The organism is Roseomonas sp. TAS13, assembly GCF_001950415.1.
Lineage (GTDB): Bacteria > Pseudomonadota > Alphaproteobacteria > Acetobacterales > Acetobacteraceae > Roseomonas > Roseomonas mucosa.
The window spans coordinates 1-745 of record NZ_BDLP01000764.1 but is presented as its reverse complement, the minus strand read 5'-3'; the positions used below and the strand labels follow the sequence as shown (position 1 = coordinate 745).

Annotated in this window: 1 protein-coding gene; it reads right to left on the bottom strand. The window is 70.6% G+C overall.

What is annotated here, in order from left to right; translation table 11 throughout:
- Positions 1-697 (bottom strand): ATP-binding protein (locus ROTAS13_RS25390; RefSeq protein ID WP_171979257.1); only part of this gene is annotated, 697 nt, incomplete at its 3' end.
- Between the last annotated feature and the right edge of the window lie 48 nt (positions 698-745).

The following is a 745-nucleotide window of genomic DNA, read 5'->3' as shown; positions in this document are numbered from 1 at the left end:
CGAGACTTGTGATCAAGAGACAGCCGCTCCAGCCACGGTGGCGGTCGAACAGATCCAGCACCTGAGGTCCAGGCTCCCGGAACACGCCCAGGCGCAGCCCCTGCCATTCCACCACATGCTCGGCGCCGGCCAGGAAGTCGTTCTGCTCCAAGGGCTTGCCGTTCAGCGTCACCGGCAATGGGTAGAAGCGGCACGCCCGCTCCACGAGCCGCGCAACACCAGCCTCCGTGACCGGAAAGGTCAGCTCGGTGCCAGCGTCCATCCCGGGGTCGGGCAGCACCGCGGCGTCGGCCTCGCCGCAGAACACCGCCCGGCTCAGCGTCACCCGCCGGCCGAGGGAGCGCACCGTCACGCCGCGCGAGGCGAGCGAGAACACCCCCATGCCGGCGGCGTTCTCCACCAGGTCGGTCCGCTCGTCCCAGGCGGAGGCGCCGAAGGTCACCAGCTTGCCCATGTCGGCGATGCCGTGCCCGTCGTCGCGCACGACGAGGGTGGCCCGGCCCTCCTCGCCGAAATGCTCGATCTCGACCCGGGTGGCGCCGGCCCGGCGGGCGTTCTGCAGCACCTCGGCCAGCACGGTGGGCAGCGACTGGTTGAACAGCTCCGGGCTTTTGCGCAGCACCTTCTCGCCCAGGGCGCCGCGGATGCGAGCGATCGGGACGGAGGTCGCGGGAAGGATTGAAGGGGTGTGGGTCACGGGTCGCCTCTCCTGCTGGTCTTCTTCTCGAAGACCCCCACCCGCGGC